The organism is Halomonas sp. LBP4, from assembly GCF_003202205.1.
In the GTDB taxonomy this organism is placed as follows: Bacteria; Pseudomonadota; Gammaproteobacteria; order Pseudomonadales; family Halomonadaceae; genus Halomonas; species Halomonas flagellata.
This window is the reverse complement of the sequence record NZ_PDOG01000008.1, coordinates 20,166-36,565: the sequence shown is the minus strand read 5'-3', so window position 1 is coordinate 36,565 and position 16,400 is coordinate 20,166. Positions and strand designations below refer to the sequence as shown.

The 16,400-nt window shown below is 66.9% G+C and carries 13 protein-coding genes and 3 tRNA genes; 7 read left to right on the top strand and 9 right to left on the bottom strand.

Annotation, left to right across the window (positions count from 1 at the left end; genetic code table 11):
- Positions 1-39: 39 nt before the first annotated feature.
- From CR157_RS19460 to CR157_RS19450, 3 genes are all read left to right on the top strand, one after another.
- Positions 40-543, top strand: coding sequence for a TRAP transporter small permease subunit (locus tag CR157_RS19460; protein ID WP_110285205.1), 504 nt, complete (start codon positions 40-42; stop codon positions 541-543).
- Complete coding sequence (locus CR157_RS19455; RefSeq protein ID WP_110285204.1) at positions 540-1,868, top strand: TRAP transporter large permease; 1,329 nt, start codon at positions 540-542, stop codon at positions 1,866-1,868. Before CR157_RS19460 ends, CR157_RS19455 begins: the two co-directional genes overlap by 4 nt.
- A 169-nt stretch (positions 1,869-2,037) precedes the next feature.
- Entirely contained in the window at positions 2,038-3,747 is a 1,710-nt protein-coding gene (locus CR157_RS19450) for an ABC transporter permease (RefSeq protein WP_110285203.1), read from the top strand.
- Here CR157_RS19450 and CR157_RS19445 read toward each other — a convergent pair.
- Positions 3,637-4,830, bottom strand: coding sequence for an ABC transporter ATP-binding protein (locus CR157_RS19445; protein WP_110285202.1), 1,194 nt, complete (start codon positions 4,828-4,830; stop codon positions 3,637-3,639). The two genes, CR157_RS19450 and CR157_RS19445, sit on opposite strands and share 111 nt — an antisense overlap.
- A gap of 268 nt (positions 4,831-5,098) precedes the next feature.
- Here CR157_RS19445 and CR157_RS19440 point away from each other — a divergent pair, with 268 nt between their 5' ends.
- The gene (locus CR157_RS19440) at positions 5,099-6,127 is read left to right on the top strand and encodes a Fe(3+) ABC transporter substrate-binding protein (protein WP_110285201.1); all 1,029 of its coding nucleotides are present in this window, start codon (positions 5,099-5,101) and stop codon (positions 6,125-6,127) included.
- Positions 6,128-6,310: 183 nt separating this feature from the next.
- Here the strand turns inward: CR157_RS19440 and polA are convergent, their stop codons facing one another.
- The gene (polA, locus tag CR157_RS19435; RefSeq protein WP_110285200.1) at positions 6,311-9,079 is read right to left on the bottom strand and encodes a DNA polymerase I; all 2,769 of its coding nucleotides are present in this window, start codon (positions 9,077-9,079) and stop codon (positions 6,311-6,313) included.
- A 159-nt stretch (positions 9,080-9,238) separates the two neighbouring features.
- Between polA and CR157_RS19430 the strand changes: the two genes are divergently transcribed.
- The 3 genes from CR157_RS19430 to speA all read left to right on the top strand — a co-directional run bounded on the left by CR157_RS19430 (position 9,239) and on the right by speA (position 12,544).
- Positions 9,239-9,535 carry a DUF2782 domain-containing protein gene (locus CR157_RS19430; RefSeq protein ID WP_110285199.1) on the top strand — a complete coding sequence of 99 codons (297 nt, stop codon included), beginning with the start codon at positions 9,239-9,241 and terminating at the stop codon, positions 9,533-9,535.
- Positions 9,536-9,665: 130 nt separating this feature from the next.
- Positions 9,666-10,625 (top strand): homoserine kinase, encoded by a 960-nt coding sequence (locus CR157_RS19425; protein ID WP_110285198.1) that lies wholly within the window; start codon positions 9,666-9,668, stop codon positions 10,623-10,625.
- Positions 10,622-12,544 (top strand): biosynthetic arginine decarboxylase, encoded by a 1,923-nt coding sequence (gene speA, locus CR157_RS19420; protein ID WP_110285197.1) that lies wholly within the window; start codon positions 10,622-10,624, stop codon positions 12,542-12,544. Before CR157_RS19425 ends, speA begins: the two co-directional genes overlap by 4 nt.
- A 78-nt stretch (positions 12,545-12,622) precedes the next feature.
- On the opposite strand, the gene CR157_RS19415 is transcribed toward speA, so the two are convergent.
- The 7 genes from CR157_RS19415 to mutY form a co-directional block, all read right to left on the bottom strand.
- A complete protein-coding gene (locus CR157_RS19415) occupies positions 12,623-13,288 on the bottom strand; it encodes a fumarylacetoacetate hydrolase family protein (RefSeq protein ID WP_110285196.1) in 666 nt (221 codons plus the stop codon).
- A gap of 105 nt (positions 13,289-13,393) precedes the next feature.
- Positions 13,394-14,380: an ectoine hydroxylase gene (thpD, locus tag CR157_RS19410; RefSeq protein ID WP_110285195.1), complete on the bottom strand. Its 987-nt coding sequence runs from the start codon at positions 14,378-14,380 to the stop codon at positions 13,394-13,396.
- Between the two features lie 228 nt (positions 14,381-14,608).
- Positions 14,609-14,684, bottom strand: a tRNA-Thr gene (locus tag CR157_RS19405).
- A 45-nt stretch (positions 14,685-14,729) separates the two neighbouring features.
- A tRNA-Gln gene (locus CR157_RS19400) sits at positions 14,730-14,804 on the bottom strand.
- Positions 14,805-14,810: 6 nt separating this feature from the next.
- Positions 14,811-14,886: transfer RNA gene (locus CR157_RS19395), tRNA-Phe, on the bottom strand.
- A 92-nt stretch (positions 14,887-14,978) separates the two neighbouring features.
- Positions 14,979-15,251, bottom strand: a complete 273-nt coding sequence (locus CR157_RS19390; protein ID WP_102629661.1) for an oxidative damage protection protein — start codon at positions 15,249-15,251, stop codon at positions 14,979-14,981.
- A gap of 41 nt (positions 15,252-15,292) precedes the next feature.
- Positions 15,293-16,381, bottom strand: coding sequence for an A/G-specific adenine glycosylase (gene mutY / locus CR157_RS19385; RefSeq protein ID WP_110285194.1), 1,089 nt, complete (start codon positions 16,379-16,381; stop codon positions 15,293-15,295).
- Positions 16,382-16,400: the final 19 nt, after the last annotated feature.

The window sequence follows — 16,400 nt, the reverse complement described above, 5'->3', positions numbered from 1 at the left end:
ACGATTGCGAATCCACCCCGATTCCCGAGATCCACGACCATGAATGCCATCGCCAAGGCAATCGATACCTTCAACGAGTGCTTCGGGCGCCTGGTCGCCCCGCTCCTCGCCGTGATCACCCTGATCGTGATCTACGACATCGCCATGCGCTTCTTCTTCGGTCGCCCGAGTGACTGGGCCTTCGATGTCACCAAGATGCTGTTCGGCGCCCATTTCATGCTGATGGCGGCCTATGGGCTGCGCCACCACGCCCATGTCGAGGTCGACGTGCTCAAGCGTCTGCTCTCGCGACGCAAGCGGGCCGCCGTCGAGATCCTCGGCTACCTGATCTTCTTCGTACCTTTCATCTGGATGCTGCTGACCTACGGCTGGAGCTTCTTCGAACGCTCCTTCAGCCGCAGCGAGACCACCTACGGCATGGTCGCCATCCCCGTCTACCCGGTGAAGGCGGTGATCGTCGTCACCGCGGCGCTGATACTGCTGCAGGCCATCGCCATCGTCATCCGCGCCATCCAGGAACTGCGCCAGGAGGCCTCGGCATGAGTGCGGAACTGCTTACCCTGTTCATGTTCGGTGGCCTGCTGATCGGCCTGTTCATGGGCCATCCGCTGGCCTTCGTGCTCGGCGGCGTCGCCGTGCTGGGCGCCGTGCTGGGCCCGGGCGTCAAGGTGCTCGGCACCCTGATCAACAACATCTACGGCAACGCCATGGACAACTATGTCCTGGTGGCCATCCCGCTGTTCGTGCTGATGGCGCGCTTCCTCAACGATTCCGGGGTCACCGAGCGCATGTTCGACGCCATGCGTCTGCTGCTGGCCAACCTGCGCGGCGGCCTGGCGCTGACGGTGGTCATCGTCTCGGTACTGCTCGCCGCCACCACCGGTATCGTCGGCGCCTCCATCGCGGTGATGGGCATGATCGCCCTGGTGCCGATGCTCAAGTACCACTACAACAAGGAGCTCAGCACCGGGGTGATCATGGCCAGCGGCTGCCTGGGCATCCTGATCCCGCCCAGCATCATGCTGATCCTGATGGCCAGCTACTCGCCGGTCTCGGTGGGCGCGCTGTTCGCCGGCGCGCTGGTGCCCGGGCTGATGCTGGGCGTGATGTACGCCCTGTACGTGCTGGTGATCTGCTGGATCAAGCCCTCCTATGGCCCGCCGGTGCCGGCGGCAGAACGTGCCGAGACCAGTACCCGCGAGCTGCTGATCATGCTGGCCAAGTACGTGGTGCCGCCCATGGGCCTGATCCTCGGGGTGCTGGGCTCGCTGTTCACCGGCATCGCCACCGCCACCGAGGCCTCGGCCATCGGGGTGTCCATCGCCTTCCTGCTGTTCCTGATCTTCGGCGACCGCAAGGCCAGTACCTGCTACCGCACCCTGATCGACGCCAGCAAGACCACCACCATGGTGATGCTGGTGCTGGTGGGGGCCACCGCCTTCACCGGGGTGTTCTCCCGAGGCGGGGGCATGAGCGTGATCCACGACGTGGTGATGGCGATGCCCGGGGGCACCATCGGCGCCCTGATCCTGATGCTGTTCCTGGTATTCATCCTGGGCATGTTTCTCGACTGGACCGGCATCGTGCTGCTCAGCTTCCCGATCATGCTGCCCATCGTCGAGAACATGGGGGTGGACGTGCTGTGGTTCGTGGTGATGGTCGCGGTGGTGCTGCAGACCTCCTTCCTCACCCCGCCCTTCGGCTATGCGCTGTTCTATCTCAAGGGCGTGGCACCCAAGGGGGTCGAGATCGTCGACCTCTACAAGGCGGTGATCCCGTTCTGTGCGCTGATCGTCCTGGCCTGTGTGCTGATGGCGTTCTTCCCGGCCCTGGTCACCGGTTTGCCATCGATGCTGCTCGGCTACTGACCCGACAGCCCGCCCCCATGACGAGGCGCCCGCCGTCACCCGACGGCGGGCGCCTTCGTCTGAGGGCGGGTTGCCGAGGCTGCAGACACATGCCCTAGCTGATAATATTTGCAGCCGCCATGGTCTCGCATTTGCGGCCCGAGACCCTGCCATCGCAAGGAGTCCTCGCTTGTCTAGATCCTCCAGCACAGGGTTGTCCGCCATTGCGCACCGGCTATCGAATCTCTTCAGACCCTGGACCATCCTGACACTCGCCATTGCCACCGTCGTGGCCTTGCCGGTACTGGTCATCCTTGCCCATATCGCCATGCCCACGGACGGCGTCTGGCAACACCTCTCCAGCACCGTGCTGGGACGCTATCTCGCCAACACCCTGTTTCTGACCATCGCGGTAGGAATCGGCACCCTGGTGATCGGGACCGGCACCGCCTGGCTGGTGGTCATGTGCCGCTTTCCGGGGCGACGGTTCTTCGAGTGGGCCCTGCTACTGCCACTGGCGGTACCCACCTATGTGATCGCCTACGCGTATACCGATTTTCTGCAGTTTGCCGGCCCGCTGCAGACCTGGCTGCGTGACCTGTTCGGCTGGAGCCATGGCGACTACTACTTTCCCGACATCCGCTCCCTCGGCGGCGCCGCCACCCTGATCACCCTGGTGCTCTACCCTTATGTCTACCTGCTGACGCGGGCGGCCTTCATCGAGCAGTCGGTCTGCGTGCTGGATGTGGGGCGCACCCTGGGCAGGGGCCCCTGGAACCTGTTCGCCAGCGTGGCCGTACCGCTGGCACGGCCCGCCATCATCGGCGGTGTCTCGCTGGCCTTGATGGAAACCCTGAACGAATTCGGCGCCGTGCAGTTCTTCGGCGTCGACACCTTCACCACCGGCATCTACCGCACCTGGTTCGGCATGGGCGAGCAGGTCGCCGCCGCCCAGCTCGCCGCCTGCCTGTTGGTCTTCGTCATCGCACTGGTGTTGCTCGAGCGCTGGTCACGCGGCAAGCGGAAATATTTCCACACCACGAATCGCTATCAGCAACTGCCCGAGTACCGCCTGCGCGGCTGGCATGCCAGCGGCGCTTTCGCCGCCTGCGCAATACCGGTGCTGATCGGCTTCCTGCTGCCCTGCGGCCTGCTGTTGCAGCTCGCCATCCAGAAGGGAGATGCGCTGTTCGGTACGCGCTTTCTCGACTTCGCCTGGAACAGCCTGCTGCTGGCCACGGTCGCCGCGCTGATTGCCGTCGGACTGGCGGTGATCCTCAGCTACGGCGCACGCATCAACAACAGCCCGGTCACTCGGACGGCCACGCGCATCGCCTCCCTGGGCTATGCCATTCCCGGCTCGGTCATCGCCGTGGGCATCCTGATCCCCTTCGCCTGGCTGGACAACACCATCAACGACTGGCTGCACGAGCACCACGGCGTGATCATCGGGTTGATCTTCAGCGGCTCGGCCTTCATCCTCGTCTACGCCTATGTGGTGCGCTTCCTGGCCGTCTCGTTCAATGCCGTCGAGGCCAGCCTCGGCAAGGTCACACCCAGCATGGATGCGGCGGCCCGGACCCTCGGCGAGACCGCCACCGGTACGCTGCGGCGGATTCACACCCCCATCATGCGCGGCAGCCTGCTGGCCGCCGGTATCCTGGTGTTCGTCGATGTCATGAAGGAACTGCCCGCCACCATCATCCTGCGCCCCTTCAACTTCGATACGCTGGCCGTGCGGGCGCACAGCCTGGCATCGGACGAGCGCCTGGCCGAGGCGTCCACCGCCTCACTGGCTATCGTGGCTGTGGGCATAATCCCGGTGATCCTGCTCAGCATGGCCCTGCGCCGCTCCCGCCCCGGCCAGACCGGCTTCGGAGGGAAAGACAAAGACCTGTGACGGGTCGAGATGGATATCCACCGGCTGCCCCTCGGCGGGCAGGAAGACGCCGGGCACCCGAGCATGCAGGTGAGCTTCACGGCCATCCACGCCATGGGCACAGATATGCAGCAGGCTGCTGCGCCCCAGCAGCTTGGCCATGATCACGTGACTGTAGCGATGTCCCTCGGGCGGCTCATCGCGCGCGGTGAGTCGCAAGGCTTCCGGACGCACCATCACCTGGGCCTGCGCCCCCTCTGCCAGCCAGCCGGCGGCCACCGGCCCCAACGGCGTCTGCACGCAGCCATCGCGCACCTCGCCACTCAGCTCGTTCACTTCGCCGAAGAAGGTGACGACGAAGGGGTCGCAGGGATGGCAGTAGAGCTCGCGCGGGGTGCCCATCTGAACGATGCGGCCATCGCGCATCAGGGCGATGCGGTCGGCCATGAACATGGCCTCCTCCGGGTCATGGGTGACCAGCAGCGTGCCGGCGCCCACCTTCTTGAGGACATGCAGCGTATCGTCCCGAATGCGGTCTCGCAGCCTGGCGTCCAGGCTGGAGAACGGTTCGTCGAGCAGCATCAGTTGCGGCGCCGGCGCCAGCGCCCGGGCCAGGGCCACGCGTTGCTGCTGCCCCCCCGAGAGCATGTGCGGATAGACATCGGCATAGGCCGCCATGCCCAGCTGCTCGAGCAACCCCAGCGCGCGCTTGCGCCGCTGCGGCAATGGCTCGCCCTTCAGGCCGAAGGTCACGTTCTCGAGCACGGAGAGGTGCGGGAAGAGCGCCGAATCCTGGAACGCCAGGCCCACGTTACGCTTCTCCGGGGGCAGATGCCGGCCATGGGGTACCGCGATGGCACCCCCGTTGAGGGACACGCGGCCCTGCTGCAGCACTTCCAGCCCGGCGGCAATGCGCAGCAGGGTCGTCTTGCCACAGCCGGAGGGCCCCAGCAGGCAGACGACCTCGCCGGGCGCGACGTCCAGATCGACCCCCTGTACGGCGGCAAGACGACCGAAGGAATGGTGCACCCCCTTCATCGACAACACGGGTGGCTGGCGACTCGGGGCCTGTCCGGCTTCCACTTGGTTCTGTTGGCTGGTCATGGCATCAGGGCAGCTTGGTCGGAATGGCAAGAACGGCCCTCATCGTAACCGAAATGTCCAGTAAATACGTTTGAAATGTACTCGCATTCGCAATATTTTCCACCGCTTCATGCTTTCCGTCATGGCATCAGCCACTTAACTGACCAGGCCAGCATCACCAGGGCTTGACGACAGGCAGGCGAAAGCGTTCAATGGCGATTGCGCTAATGCAACGTATTATCATTCAAGGGCAATGCCTTCACTCCAGCAGGCTCATGAGGTGCACACAATGATCAACCGCCACCGTCTCGCCGTTCCATTCGCCGCCGTACTGGCCGGTTCGGCTTTCGCCACCAGCGCCACTGCCGATGAGGTCAACCTCTACTCGGCACGCCACTATGATTCGGACGAGCGGTTGTACGAGGCCTTCACCGAGCAGACCGGCATCAAGGTCAACGTCCTGGAAGGCGACTCAGACCAACTGATCGAGCGCATCCAGCGCGAGGGCGTGGCGAGCCCCGCCGACGTCATGATGACCGTCGATGCCGGCCGCCTGTGGCGCGCGGAGCAGGAAGGCATCTTCCAGGGCATCGAGTCCGAGGTGCTGGCCGAGCGCCTGCCGGAGGCCATGCGTCACCCGGAAGGCAAGTGGTTCGGCTTCAGCCAGCGGGCCCGCGCCATCTTCTACAACCGCGACAACTTCGACCCGAGCGAGATCAGCAGTTACGAAGACCTGGCCGACCCGCGCTTCGAGGGCAAGGTCTGCATCCGCTCGTCCAACAACATCTACAACCAGTCGCTGCTGGCCTCGATGATCGAGCACCATGGCGTGGAAGGCGCCGAGGAGTGGGCCCAGGGCGTGGTCAACAACTTCGCCCGCCAGCCCGAAGGTGGCGACACCGACCAGATCAAGGGCGTCGCCAGCGGTGAGTGCGACCTGGCCGTGGCCAACCACTACTACTATGTCCGCCTGCTCGACTCCGAGGACCCGGCGGATCGCGAAGCGGCGGACAAGGTCGGCATCCTCTTCCCCAACCAGAATGGCCGCGGCACCCACGTCAACGTCGGCGGCGCCGGTGTCGTCGAGGGCTCCCAGAACCGCGACAACGCCATCCGTTTCCTGGAGTTCCTCGCCTCCGACGAGGCCCAGGCCATCTTCGCCTCCGGCAACAACGAGTTCCCGGTGGTGGAAGGCATCGAGAAGGCGCCGACCCTGGAGTCCTGGGGCGACTTCAAGAAGGATGACCTCAACATCAGCATCCTGGGCGAGAACAACCCCGAGGCGGTTCGCATCTTCGATCGCGTCGGCTGGCGCTGATAGCGCTCGAGGCTAACCTGGCGGCAGGCCTACGAGGAGGCGCTGTGAACCCCTCCATGGGCGCTACCGACGCCATCCCTGGCGTAGGAGCTCCTCTTCGGCCTGCCCCCAGCGCCCCTCACTTTGCTCTGTTCTTCCAAGGCCCGCGGCATCCGCCGCGGGCCTTGTCGTCGGTGGGTCGCCTCAGTGGGCCTCGTCCCAGTTGGCGCCCGACTCGGCCTCGACGATCAACGGCACGCCGAGCTCGGCGGCACCCTGCATGCGGCCCTTCACCTCCTCGATGAAGGCGTCCACCTGCGCCTCGGCCACCTCGAACACCAGCTCGTCGTGGACCTGCATCACCATCACGGCATCGAAGGCCTCGCCCGCCAGCCAGGCGTCGACATCGATCATGGCGCGCTTGATGATGTCCGCCGCGGTGCCCTGCATCGGAGCATTGATGGCGGTGCGCTCGGCACCCTGGCGGCGGGCCCGGTTCTGGGAGTGGATCTCCGGCAGGTAGAGGCGCCGGCCGAAGACGGTCTCCACGTAGCCGTCATCGGCGGCCTGGGAGCGGATGCGCTCCATGTAGCGGGCCACGCCCGGGTAGCGGTCGAAGTAGCGGTCGATGTAGGTCTGGGCCTGGTTGCGCTCGATGTGCAGCTGGCGGCCCAGCCCCCAGGCGCTCATGCCGTAGATCAGCCCGAAGTTGATCGCCTTGGCGCTGCGCCGCTGGTCGCCCGAGACCTTGTCGAGCGGCACGCCGAATACCTCGGCGGCGGTGGCGGCGTGGATGTCGCGGCCCTCGGCGAAGGCCTCGAGCAGGCCCTTGTCCGCGGAGAGGTGCGCCATGATGCGCAGCTCGATCTGCGAGTAGTCGGCGGCGACGATGCGGTAGCCCGGCCGGGCGATAAAGGCCTGCCGGATGCGCCTCCCCTCCTCGGTACGAATGGGAATGTTCTGCAGATTAGGATCGCTGGAGGATAGCCGCCCGGTGGCGGTGACCGCCTGGTGATAGCTGGTATGCAGCCGCCCGGTGGCCCTGTTGACCAGCCTGGGCAGCTTGTCGGTGTAGGTGGACTTCAGCTTGGCGAGCCCCCGGTGTTCCATGATCACCTTGGGCAGCGGATAGTCCAGCGCCAGCTCCTCGAGCACGGCTTCCGCGGTGGAGGGCGCCCCCTTGGGGGTCTTCTTGATCACCGGGATCTGCTGCTCCTCGAAGAGGATCTGGCCGAGCTGCTTGGGCGAGCCGAGGTTGAACTCGCGCCCGGCGAGCTCATAGGCCCTGGCCTCGAGCTCGCGGATGCGGGTCTCGAGTTCGCGGCTCTGGGTGTGCAGCCGCTCGGGATCGAGCGCCACGCCGGTGCGCTCCATGCGCGAGAGTACCGGCACCAGCGGCAGCTCGATCTCCTCGAGCACGCTGGCCAGCCGCCCCTCGGCCTCGACGCGCGGGCGCAGCTCGCGATGCAGCCTCAGGGTAATGTCGACGTCCTCGCAGGCGTAGGGCGCGGCCTGCTCCAGGGCGATCTGGTTGAAGGTGAGCTGCTTGGCCCCCTTGCCGGCGACCTCCTCGAAGGAGATGGTCTTCTCGCCCAGGTACTTTAGCGCCAGCGAATCCATGTCGTGGCGGGTCGCCGTGGAGTCGAGCACGTAGGACTCGAGCATGGTGTCCTCCAGCGGCCCGGCGACACGGATGCCGTAGTTGGCCAGCACCGAGATGTCGTACTTGAGGTTCTGGCCGATCCGGGTCTTGTCCGGATCTTCCCACAGCGGCGTCAGGGCCTCGAGCACGGCCTGGCGATCGAGCTGCGCCGGAGCGTCCAGGTAGTCGTGGGCCAGCGGGATATAGGCCGCCTCGCCCGGCTCGAGCGCCAGGCCCACCCCAACGATCTCCGCCTCCATGTAGTCGAGGCTGGTGGTCTCCAGGTCGAAACAGAAGGCATCGGCCTCCTTCAGGCGCTCGAGCCAGGCATCGAAATCGGCCTGGGCGAGGATGACGTGATCCTCGCGCCCGGCAGCATGGCCCGTACCACCCTCCTCGTCCTCCCCGACCGGCGTCGGCTTGCCGCCTTCCACGTCATCCACGCCCTCGTCCCTGCCTTCCAGCAGCTCGGCAAGCCAGGCCTTGAACTCCAGCTCGCGATAGAGCTCGAGCAGCGCCTCACGGTCCGGGTGGGCGATGCCCAGGTCGTCGAGCCCCACCGGCAGCTCGCAGTCGGTCTTGATGGTGGCGAGCCGGTAGGAGAGGAACGCCTGGTCGCGATGCTCGTCGAGCTTCTTCGGCAGGGTCTTGGCGCCGCGGAAGTCGAGGCTCTTGACCTTGTCGAGGTCGGCGTAGATGGCCTCCAGGCCGCCGCCCATCCCCTGCAGCAGGCCGAGCGCCGTCTTCTCGCCGACCCCCGGCACGCCTGGGATGTTGTCGACCTTGTCGCCCATCAACGCCAGGAAGTCGATGATCAGCTCCGGCGGCAGCCCGAACTTCTCCTTCACGCCGTCGACGTCCAGGGTCTCGTCCTTCATGGTGTTGACCAGGGTGATGTGGGCGTTGACCAGTTGGGCCATGTCCTTGTCGCCGGTGGAGATCACCGCGTCGCGGCCGGCCTCGGTGGCCCGGCGGGCCAGGGTGCCGATGACGTCGTCGGCCTCGACCCCCTCGATGCACAGCAGCGGCAGGCCCAGCGCCCGCACGCAGGCGTGCAGCGGCTCCACCTGGGAGCGCAGCTCATCGGGCATCGGCGGGCGGTGCGCCTTGTACTGTTCGAACAGCTCGTCGCGGAAGGTCTTGCCCTTGGCGTCGAAGACCACCGCCATGGGGCTGTCCGGGTAGTCCTTGATCAGCCGCTTGAGCATGTTGAGGACGCCCTTGATGGCACCGGTGGGCTGGCCGCGGGAGGTGGTCAGCGGCGGCAGGGCGTGAAAGGCGCGGTAGAGATAGGAAGAACCGTCGACGAGAACGATGGGCGTGTCGGCCATGTATCGGCATCCATTGAGTCTGTGCTGGGAAAGCGTGATCCTGGGCATCCATGATACGCATTGCGCGCCCCTTTTGCCGCGAGTGATAGGCCGACAGGCGGCAACGTCTTACACTGGGGGTATCGTCACTCCCTGCCGCACGCGGCCCCGGAGGTCATCATGAAGCTACTGCAACACTCGCCCCTCGCCCTGCTGCTGGCCCTGGGCCTCTCGCTCAGCCTCGCGGGCCCGGCCCTGGCCCAGTCTGCCTCCGAGGTGGAGCCGGACATCACCATCCGCCAGGAGGAGGATCGCACCATCCGCGAATACCGGATCAACGGCGAGCTCTACGCCATCGAGATCCGCCCCTCTCGCGGCCCCTCCTACTACCTGGTGGACCACGACGGCGACGGCAACTTCGAACGCCAGGACGGCGACCGGATCGCCGTCCCCCAGTGGATACTGCACACCTTCTGATCCTTTCCCGCCGGGCGCGGGGCTCCCGGCGGATGCCGGCGCTAGCGACCATGATCTGCTACTCTCGGGTGCGTGCATCGCACTGCCAAGTCGCTACAATAGGCGGCTTGGCAACCCGGGTGAGAGACACATGGCCGTATTCACACCACTTGGCGACGCACAGGTCGCGGAATTCCTGAACCGCTTCGATGCCGGCTCGCTGGTCTCCCTGGAAGGCGTCCCCGCCGGCACCGAGAACACCACCTTCTTCGTCACCACCGACCGCCGCGAGCTGGTCCTGACCCTGTTCGAGCAGGGCGAACACGAGGAGCTACCGTTCTTCGTCGAGCTGCTCGACTACCTCGACGAGCACCGCCTGCCGGTCCCCGGCCCGGTGCACGATCGCGACGGCATCGCCCTGCATAGCCTCGCCGACAAGCCAGCGCTGCTGTTCCCTCGCCTGCCCGGGAAGCACCCCAAGGCCCCCAACCCGGTGCAGTGCCAGGCACTGGGTGACGCCCTGGGGCGCATGCATCGGGTATCACAGCACTTCCCCGGGCACCGCCCCAACCCGCGCGACCTGCACTGGCTGCTGCCGATGCACCACCGCGTGCTGGTCTACCTGTCGCCTGAAGACCAGACCCTGATGAAGGACGAGGTGGAGATCTACCAGGGCTTCTTCGGCAGCGCCCTGGAGTTGCCCCAGGGGGCCCTGCACGGCGACCTGTTCCGCGACAACACCCTGTTCGAGGGCGACCGCCTGGGCGGCATCATCGACTTCTACAACGGCTGCACCGGGGACCTGCTGTTCGACCTGGCCATCGTCATCAACGACTGGGCCACCGAAGCGGACGGCCGGCTGAATGCCGAGCGTCACGACGCCATCCTGCGCGCCTACCAGGCATGCCGCCCGCTCACCTGCGTGGAGCGCGACGCCTGGCCGATGATGCTGCGCCTGACCGCCCTGCGCTACTGGCTGTCACGGCTGCTGGTGGTCTATGTGGACCCGCCGGCCCACGACCTCACGCCCCACGACCCGGAGCAGTTCCGCACCATCCTGCTGGCGCGCCTCGAACATGGCGCCCTGCCGCTACCGGAGGTGAATGCATGAGCCTGTCCAAGAGCAGTGCCGCAGGCCCGGCACAGCGCGCCCGGCGCACCTGGAACATCGACCAGTGGGGCAGCGGCTACTTCGACGTCGACGACACCGGCCACGCCCTGGTGCGCCCGCTGGGCAGCGAGGCCGAGGGCCCGGCCCTGCCGCTGGACGACCTGGTGACCGAGCTCCGCCAGGCCGGGCTGCGCCTGCCGGTGCTGGTGCGCTTCACCGACATCCTGCACGACCGGGTCGAGCAGCTCTGCGCCGCCTTCGATACCGCCATGCAGGAGGAGGAGTTCGGCGGCGGCTACACCGCGGTCTACCCGATCAAGGTCAACCAGCAGCGCCGGGTGGTGGAGGAGATCCTCGGCACCCAGGAGCGCGGCCATGGCCGGGTGGGGCTCGAGGCCGGCAGCAAGCCGGAGCTGCTCGCCGTGCTCGCGCTCTCCGGCGACGGCCCCTCGCTGATCGTCTGCAACGGCTACAAGGACCGCGAGTACGTGCGCCTGGCGCTGATGGGCGAGAAGCTCGGCCACCGGGTCTACCTGGTGGTGGAGAAGCTCTCGGAGCTGCCGCTGATCCTCGAAGAGGCCGAGCGCATCGGCGTCACGCCACGCATCGGCCTGCGCGCCCGCCTGGCCACCGTGGGGCGCGGCCGCTGGCAGAACACCGGCGGCGAGAAGTCCAAGTTCGGCCTCACCGCCAGCCAGGTGCTGGCCGTGGTGGAGCAGCTGCGCGAGGCCGACGCCCTGGCCAGCCTGCAGCTGGTGCACTTCCACCTGGGCTCGCAGATCGCCAATATCCGCGACATCCAGCGTGGCCTGCGCGAGTGCGCGCGCTTCTACCAGAGCCTGGTGGAACTGGGCGCCCCGGTGGACACCGTGGACGTGGGCGGCGGCCTCGGCGTCGACTACGAGGGCACCCGCTCGCGCAGCTTCTGCTCCGCCAACTACTCCATGCTGGAGTACGCGCGCAACGTGGTGTACGCCTTCCGCCTGGCCTGCCAGGAGCACGGCCTGCCCCAACCCCACCTGATCAGCGAGTCGGGCCGGGCGCTCACCGCCCACCACGCGGTGCTGATCACCAACGTGATCGGCGAGGAGCGCATCGGCGACGAGGCGCCCCCGCGCCGGGTCGAGGGCGACCCCCAGGTCGACGAGCTGTGGCGCGTCCACGACCTGCTGCACGAGCAGGCCGAGCCGCGCGGCCTGGTCGAGGCCTGGCACGACCTGGTGCAGGCCATGGGCGAGCTCCACGAGCGCTTCGTGATGGGCCTCACCGACATCACCGCCCGGGCCGAGGGCGAGGGCGTCTACTTCGCCGCCTGCGCCCGGCTGCGTGCGCGGCTCGATACCCGCAACCGCGCCCATCGTGAGATCGACGACGAACTGGCCGAGAAGCTCGCCGACAAGCTGTTCGTCAACTTCTCACTGTTCCAGTCGGTACCGGACGTCTGGGGCATCCAGCAGATCTTCCCGGTGCTGCCGCTCACCGGCCTGGACCACGCGCCGGTGCGCCGCGGGGTGATCCAGGACATCACCTGCGACAGCGACGGCCGCATCGACGGCTACGTCGACGGCCAGGGGGTCGAGACCACCCTGCCGCTGCCGGAATGGCAGGAGGGCGAGGAGAAGCTGCTGGGCTTCTTCATGGTCGGCGCCTACCAGGAGATCCTCGGCGACCTGCACAACCTGTTCGGCGACACCGACTCGGCGGACGCCGCCCTGGACGGCAACGGCCGCTGGTCGATCAGTCAGATCCAGCAGGGGGACCGGGTCGCCGACGTGCTCGGCTACGTCAACTTTGACGTCGCCGCCCTGCGCGAGCGGCTGGCCGAGCAGCTCGCGCGCAGCGGCCTGGAGCAGGCCGAACAGCAGGCCTTCCTCGACGACCTCTCGGATGGCCTGGACGGCTACACCTATCTGGAGTGAGCGCACGCCGCCTGGAACGTGAAGACGCCCTGCAGCCTTTGAACTGCGGGGCGTCCTGCGCCTCGGCGCTCGGAGTGCTCAGTCGATGACGCGCGTGGCCACCTCCAGCCCCCCGGTCAGGGTGAAGCGAAGCTCGGCGCCACGGGGCAGCGGCCCTACGCCGGCCGGGGTGCCGGTCAGCACCACGTCGCCGGCCTGCAGGGTGAAATGGCGACTCATCTCCGCCACCAGCATCGCCACCGGGAAGAGCATGTCGGAGCCCTCGCCGTGCTGGCGCAGTTCCCCGTCGATCTCCAGGGTGAAGGTCAGGGCGCTCCAGTTGGGCACCTGGGTGAGCGGCAGGAACACCGACAACGGGCAGGCACCATCGAAGGCCTTGGCGATTTCCCAGGGATGGCCCTTCTCCTTGAGGCGGGCCTGAATGTCGCGCAGCGTCAGGTCCAGCGCCAGCCCGATACCGACCACCGCCCGCTCGGCCTCGTCCACGCCGGCATGGGACAACTCCTCGCCGATCAGCAGCGCCATCTCCGTCTCGTAGTGCACTTCGCCGCGGGAAAAAGGCGCGTCCACCGGCTCCTCGAGGGCCACCGCACTGGTCGCCGGCTTGATGAACAGCAGCGGCTCGCTGGGCACCGGGTTGCCCAGTTCCTTGGCGTGATCGGCGTAGTTGCGGCCGACACAGACGATCTTGCCGAGCGCATGGGGAAATTCCTGGCCATCGGTGAAACGTGGAACAAAGCGCATGGCGGGCCTTCTCCTTCTCGTTATGCGTGACGCTTCTCGACGACAAGCGTCACAGTCTACCCCACCTGCGGCGCGGGTCCACACTCCGGGGCCGGACAGATGGCCTCAGCTCTGTGGCGACCATGCCTCGTCCGGTGCATGGGCCAGGAAGCCCGGCCGCCGCCGGCGTGCCGCAAAGGGTTCCACACAGCGATTGTCGCGACGATTGTAGACGAAGAAGACGTTGCTGCGCGGGTCCGGCGACATGTTGGCGTTGGAGCCGTGCAGGGTGTTGCAGTCGAACAGCAGCAGCTCGCCGGCGGACCCGGTGGGCGCCTCGATGCCGTGGTGCGCGATCAGCCTGGTCAGCACCTCGCGGCTCGGCACGCCGATCTCCTGGGTCTTGAGCGACTGCTTGTGGTGGTCGTCCGGCGTCTCGCCCAGGCAGGGCACGAAGACCCGGTGCGAACCGGGGATCAGCATCAGCGGCCCGTTGAAGTGGTGGTTGTCGGTGAGCACGATGGAGGCGCTCACCGCATGCATGGCCGGCATGCCGTCCTCGGCGTGCCAGGTCTCGAAGTCGGAGTGCCAGTTGAAGCCCTTGCCCTCGAAGCCGGGCTTGTAGTTGATCCGCGACTGGTGCACATAGGCCTCGCCGCCGAGGATCTGACGCGCGCGACCCATCAGCCGCTCGTCGTGGGCCAGGCGCGAGAACAGCCGGGAGAGGAAGTGCACCGCGAACAGCGAGCGGATCTCCCGGCCCTGGGGCTCGGTGATGCTGAAGTCGCGGCCACGGAAGTCGTCACGGGCCAGCAACGCCTTCAGCTCCCGACGCAGCTCGGCGAGCTCGTCGCCGCCGATGAAACCGGGCTCGAAGAGAAAGCCCTGGCGGTCGAACGCATCGAGCTGCGCCTGGCTCAGGGGACCGTCCTCGGCACGCCCCTTGACCACCGCCTCGCGACGGCTCAGCCAGGGCATGTCCAGCGGCTCGGCGAGCCGGGTGGGATAAGGGTCCTGTCCCGTGCGCGGTGCGCCCTTCACCTGGCTGGTGGGCTCGGGAGCGTCGCCGATGGCGTGGAAGCGGGTCTGGCTGAACGATGTCTGCACCGGCATCTGAATCACCTCCTGTGGTTCCGTGATCAGTCTCAGTTCGAACTCGTTGTGACGACGGGGCCGCTGCGGGGACCCCGGCAAGGGATCTGCGTGTAGTGTTGTGGTGGTGCCCGACAGGGGTTTCAAGGCCAGGAACGCCCCTGTGGATGCCCTGTGGACAAAGACGAAAAAACCGCCTCAGGGGCGGTTATCATATGCTGCAACTCGTTGATTGTCCCGACGTCTGGATGGTGCCGGCACCAGGAGTCGAACCCGGGACCTACTGATTACAAGTCAGTTGCTCTACCAACTGAGCTATGCCGGCTCGGGACCGACTCACACGAACTGCAGAATCGAAATAGGGTTGGCGTGGCTGGGGTACCAGGATTCGAACCTGGGAATGCCGATACCAAAAACCGGTGCCTTACCACTTGGCTATACCCCAGCAGTGTGGTGGCCAGAGACGGAATCGAACCGCCGACACGGGGATTTTCAATCCCCTGCTCTACCGACTGAGCTATCTGGCCGCTGCCAACGGGGCGTATTAAACCCCAAGGGGCCGTTTGCGTCAACCCCTTCCGTTTCAAAAAGATGGCGTACGGGGCGTCGGCCGCGAGGGTCACTCCCCGCGTGGCACATAGCCTTCCGCCTGGTCGGTCTCGCGGTTGTCGAGGAAGCGCTCCATCTGCTCCATCAGGTACTCCCGGGAGGCCGGATCGAGCATGTTGAGGTGCTTCTCGTTGATCAGCCGGGTCTGCAGCGCCTGCCACTCCTCCCAGGCCTGCTTCGACACACTGGCCTGGATCTCCTGGCCCTTCTTGCCAGGCAGCGGCGGAAACGGCAGGGCCTCGAGCTCCTGCTGATACTTGCGACAGAACACGGTCTGGCTCATCGGACATTCTCCTCGTGACGGCTATCGTGCGGCTTGGGTGTTCAGGGGCCGGTGGGCGCCGTGAGCGCAAAGGGCGCCAGCGACGCCAGCAGCGACTTCACCGGGGCCGCCAGGCCGATGCTGTCGGGCTCCCGGGGATCGTACCAGCGACGGGCCTCTCCCACCGAATCGATGGCGGCGATCCGCGCCGGCTGCGGGGTGATCTCCAGGCGAAAGTGGCTGAAGACATGGGTGAAGGGCGCCCAGCCAGGCTCGAGCTCGGCACCGGGGGCGTGGACATCGAGCCAGGCCCGCAGGGAGATGCCTTCGTCGAACTGGGGCAGGCTCCAGAGCCCGCCCCACAGCCCACTGGAGGGACGCTGCTCGAGCAGCACCCGGCCGTGCTCATCGCGCAGCAGCAGCATGACGGTGACTCGCGTGGGCAGCGCCTTCTTCGGCTTCGACTCGGGAAAGCGCCGCTCCTCGCCCCGGGCATGGGCCACGCAGACATCATTGAAGGGGCAGCGCTCGCAGTCCGGGCGACCACGGCGGCAGAGGGTCGCTCCCAGATCCATCATCGCCTGGGTGTAGTCGGCCAACCGCGTCTCGGGCGTGTAGTGCTCGGCCAGGGCCCAGAGGCGGCGCTCCACCGCCGGGCGGCCCGGCCAGCCCGCCACCGCATGCAGCCGGGTCAGGCTGCGCTTGACGTTGCCGTCGAGGATCACCGCCCGCCGGCCGCTGCTCTGGCTGATGATGGCACCGGCCGTGGAACGGCCGATGCCGGGCAGCGCGGCCAGCGCCTCGAGCTCCAGCGGCAGCTCGCCGCCATGCGCCTCCACCACCACCCGGGCGGCCTTGTGCAGATTGCGTCCGCGGGCGTAGTAGCCCAGCCCCGTCCACAGATGCAGCACCTCGTCCTGCTCGGCCGCGGCCAGCGAGGCGATGTCGGGGAAGCGCGCCATGAAGCGCTCGAAATAGGGGATCACCGTGGTGACCTGGGTCTGCTGCAGCATGATCTCCGAGACCCAGACCCGGTAGGGCGTCCGCTCCTGCTGCCAGGGCAGGTCGTGGCGGCCATGGTCGTCGAACCACCCCAGCAGGCGCCGCTGGAAGACCTCGGCGGGAAGCACGGGGGGCGGCAACTCCTTCATGGCGACTCCTTGCCGGTAA

What these genes read in the sequence shown, in the direction of transcription:
- CR157_RS19460 (WP_110285205.1), top strand. Translation starts at nt 40, where the DNA reads ATGAATGCCATCGCCAAGGCAATCGATACCTTCAACGAGTGCTTCGGG.
- CR157_RS19455 (WP_110285204.1), top strand. Translation starts at nt 540, where the DNA reads ATGAGTGCGGAACTGCTTACCCTGTTCATGTTCGGTGGCCTGCTGATC.
- CR157_RS19445 (WP_110285202.1), bottom strand. Translation starts at nt 4,830, where the DNA reads ATGACCAGCCAACAGAACCAAGTGGAAGCCGGACAGGCCCCGAGTCGC.
- CR157_RS19440 (WP_110285201.1), top strand. Translation starts at nt 5,099, where the DNA reads ATGATCAACCGCCACCGTCTCGCCGTTCCATTCGCCGCCGTACTGGCC.
- polA (WP_110285200.1), bottom strand. Translation starts at nt 9,079, where the DNA reads ATGGCCGACACGCCCATCGTTCTCGTCGACGGTTCTTCCTATCTCTAC.
- CR157_RS19430 (WP_110285199.1), top strand. Translation starts at nt 9,239, where the DNA reads ATGAAGCTACTGCAACACTCGCCCCTCGCCCTGCTGCTGGCCCTGGGC.
- CR157_RS19425 (WP_110285198.1), top strand. Translation starts at nt 9,666, where the DNA reads ATGGCCGTATTCACACCACTTGGCGACGCACAGGTCGCGGAATTCCTG.
- speA (WP_110285197.1), top strand. Translation starts at nt 10,622, where the DNA reads ATGAGCCTGTCCAAGAGCAGTGCCGCAGGCCCGGCACAGCGCGCCCGG.
- CR157_RS19415 (WP_110285196.1), bottom strand. Translation starts at nt 13,288, where the DNA reads ATGCGCTTTGTTCCACGTTTCACCGATGGCCAGGAATTTCCCCATGCG.
- thpD (WP_110285195.1), bottom strand. Translation starts at nt 14,380, where the DNA reads ATGCCGGTGCAGACATCGTTCAGCCAGACCCGCTTCCACGCCATCGGC.
- CR157_RS19390 (WP_102629661.1), bottom strand. Translation starts at nt 15,251, where the DNA reads ATGAGCCAGACCGTGTTCTGTCGCAAGTATCAGCAGGAGCTCGAGGCC.
- mutY (WP_110285194.1), bottom strand. Translation starts at nt 16,381, where the DNA reads ATGAAGGAGTTGCCGCCCCCCGTGCTTCCCGCCGAGGTCTTCCAGCGG.